The organism is Streptomyces sp. NPDC059455, from assembly GCF_042750115.1.
GTDB lineage: Bacteria > Actinomycetota > Actinomycetes > Streptomycetales > Streptomycetaceae > Streptomyces > Streptomyces endocoffeicus.
Window position 1 is genome coordinate 11,870 of sequence record NZ_JBHYVB010000248.1, and the last position, 3,049, is coordinate 14,918.

A 3,049-nucleotide genomic window follows, 5' to 3' on the forward strand; every position below is an offset into this window, starting at 1 on the left:
TCGCGCGCGCGCCGCCCCGCGGGTGGGGGGGCGCTGTCGCGGGGCCCCGCGCGCCCCCCCCCGCGCGCCCCCCCCCCCCCCCGGCGCGGGGGGGCCCCCCCCCCGCCCCCGCCGGTGGCGGCCTCGGCGCCGCCTCGTCCATCGTCACGCACCGAGACACACAACCCGCTCGGGGTGCGGGCCAACCGGACCTCGGCCCGGTCGGAGCCGCTGTGCCCGGCCACGTTCGCCAGCGCCTCCGCCACGACGAAGTACGCGGCCGCCTCCACCGCCGCCGGTGCCCGCGCACCGTCCTCCAGACCGTCCACCCGCACGGTGACATCGAGCCCGCCGCTCGCGGCGAGTGCCCGTACCGCCCCGGCCAGACCACGGTCGGTGAGGACCGGCGGATGCATGCCGCGCACCACATGGCGCAGCTCCGCCAGCGCCTCGTCGGCCAGGTCCTGCGCGTCGTCCAGCATTCTGCGCGCCGCCGTCGGATCCCGGTCGTACGCACGCTTCGCCAGCCCGATCCGCAGGGACAGGGAGACCAGCTGTGCCTGGGTGCCGTCGTGCAACTCCCGCTCGATACGCCGTAGTTCGGCACCGTGTGCGGCGATGGCACCCGCCCGGGTCTCCACCAGCTCCTCCACTCGCCGGGCCAGCCGGGCCGTGGCCCGCGCCGCGTGCCGTATTCGCCTACCCATACCGACGAGGCTAGAAGACCGGCCGGACCCACGCGGGAGAGTGAGCAGCCCCTTCGACGGTGGAGCCCGCTACACCCCCGAGCCCCCCGCCCGGGGCTCACCGGCATGGACGCATCAGGGTGCGGGTACGGGCCGGGGGAGTCATGGTGGAGGAACCGGTCCGCCCAGAAAGGCACCCGATGACGGATCTTCAGGAAGTGGACCGCATCGCCGCGGCCGACCACCACTTGGCGGTCGTGTCGACGACGCGCGCCGACAACTCGGTCCAGGCATCCGTGGTCAACGCCGGGATCGTCGGCCATCCGGTCTCCGGTGACCAGGTGGTCGCCTTCGTCACCTACGGCCCCGCCAAACTCGCCCATCTGCGGGCGCGTCCGCGGGCCACCGTGGTCTTCCGCGCCGGATGGAACTGGGCCGCGGTCGAGGGCCGCACCGAGATCGCGGGGCCCGACGACCCGTTCCCCGGAATCGACCCGGAGCGTCTGCGGCTGCTGCTGCGCGAGATCTTCACCGCCGCGGGCGGCACCCACGACGACTGGGCGGCCTACGACCGGGTGATGGCCGAGCAGCGCCGCGCCGCGGTCTTCGTCCACCCCGAGCGCGTCTACAGCAACTGACCCCCGTGGCGGCGCCGGGGGGGGGGTGATCGACCCCCCCCCCACCCCCCGGGGGGGGGGGGCAGAGTCCCCCCCCCCCCCCGGCTTCCACCCCTGACTCGTCCTCACCGTCCCCGTCGCCGGAAGCTCGAGCCCTGATCACCCGCACCCAGGTTTTGCCCCAGGTTTTCCCAGCGCGCGGCCCCCCGCCGTGCGGCGATACCCCCTACCCACATCCCGGAGTACCCCATGCTGCTCGCGGCCGCTCCCGCTGCCGAGACCCCACCCCACACCGGTGGTCTGCTCGCCCTCATCCACGGCACCGCCGGTCTGCTGACCGTCGCCGCTCTCGGCATCGCCCTTCTGCTCTACCTGATCATCAAGGTCCGGCTGCAGCCCTTCGTGGCGCTGCTCGGCGTCTCCATCGCGGTCGGTCTGGCCGCCGGTCTCTCGGTCACCGAACTCTTCGGCACGGTCCAGAAGTCCGACGCCGTCTCGCTCATCGAATCCGGTATGGGCGGCATCCTCGGCCACATAGCCATCATCATCGGCCTGGGCACCATGCTCGGCGCGATCCTCGAGGTCTCCGGTGGTGCGGAGGCGCTCAGCGCCCGGCTGCTCGGCCTCTTCGGGGAGAAGCGGGCACCGCTCGCGATGGGGCTCACCGGCCTGATCTTCGGTATACCCGTCTTCTTCGACGTCGGCATCTTCGTCCTCGCGCCGATCGTCTACGCGGCCGCCAAGCGCAGCGGCAAGTCGATCCTGCTGTACGCGATGCCGCTGCTCGCGGGGTTGTCCATGACCCACGCCTTCCTGCCGCCGCACCCCGGCCCGGTGGCCGCGGCCGGACTGCTCCATGTCGACCTGGGCTGGGTCATCCTGATGGGCGTCGTCGTGGGCATCCCGTCGGTGCTGGCCGCGTGGGTCTACGCCGCCTGGATCGGCAAGCGCATCTTCGTGCCCGTACCGCAGGACATGGTGGAGGCGGCCGAGGAGTCCCGGGAGGCGGTCGCGGCCCAGCAGCGCGCCTCCGGCGCCACCCCGGCCGAGCAGCCGGTGTCGGTGGCCACGGTGCTCGCGATCATCGGCACCCCGCTCGTCCTGATCCTCTGCGCGACGTTCTCCTCCGTGGCGCTTGACCCGAGCACCGGCCGCTCGGTCATCGAGTTCTTCGGCCACCCCTTCGTGGCGCTGACGATCGCCCTGCTCCTCGCCTACTACCTGCTGGGCATCCGGCGCGGCTGGTCCCGCAAGTCCCTGGAGACCGTCTCCACCGCCTCCCTCAAGCCCGTGGGCAACATCCTCCTGGTGGTCGGCGCGGGCGGGGTCTTCGGCGCGGTCCTCAAGGGCAGCGGTGTCGCCCAGGCCCTGGCCGACGCCTTCGACAGCGCGGGCCTGCCGGTCATCGTGCTGGCCTGGCTGATCTCGGTGGTGCTCCGGGTGGCCCAGGGCTCGGCGACGGTCGCGATCGTCACGACGGCGGGCATCGTCACCCCGATGCTCTCCGGCGGCGACTACTCGCAGGCCCATCTCGCGCTGGTCATCATGTCCATCTCGGCGGGCTCGATCTTCGCCTCGCACGTCAACGACGGCGGCTTCTGGATGGTGGCGAAGTACTTCGGCATCACCGAGAGCGACACGCTGAAGTCCTGGACGGTCCTGGAGACGGTGCTCTCCGTGGCCGGTTTCGTGGTGGCGGCCCTGCTGAGCCTCGTCATCTAGCGCACGGCGCCCGCATGGCGACGGCCCCCGAACCCCGGCGGAAAC

The 3,049-nt window shown here is 72.7% G+C and carries 2 protein-coding genes and 1 pseudogene; 2 read left to right on the forward strand and 1 reads right to left on the reverse strand.

The features are described 5' to 3' along the window. Positions 1-650: pseudogene (locus ACFXB5_RS47100) on the reverse strand (sensor histidine kinase); the annotation flags it as partial. A 215-nt stretch (positions 651-865) separates the two neighbouring features. Here ACFXB5_RS47100 and ACFXB5_RS47105 point away from each other — a divergent pair. Then, complete coding sequence (locus ACFXB5_RS47105) at positions 866-1,303, forward strand: TIGR03618 family F420-dependent PPOX class oxidoreductase (RefSeq protein ID WP_385220471.1); 438 nt, start codon at positions 866-868, stop codon at positions 1,301-1,303. Positions 1,304-1,531: 228 nt separating this feature from the next. Further along, on the forward strand, positions 1,532-3,004 hold the full coding sequence (locus tag ACFXB5_RS47110; RefSeq protein WP_385220474.1) for a GntP family permease: 1,473 nt from the start codon (positions 1,532-1,534) through the stop codon (positions 3,002-3,004). Positions 3,005-3,049 lie beyond the last annotated feature (45 nt).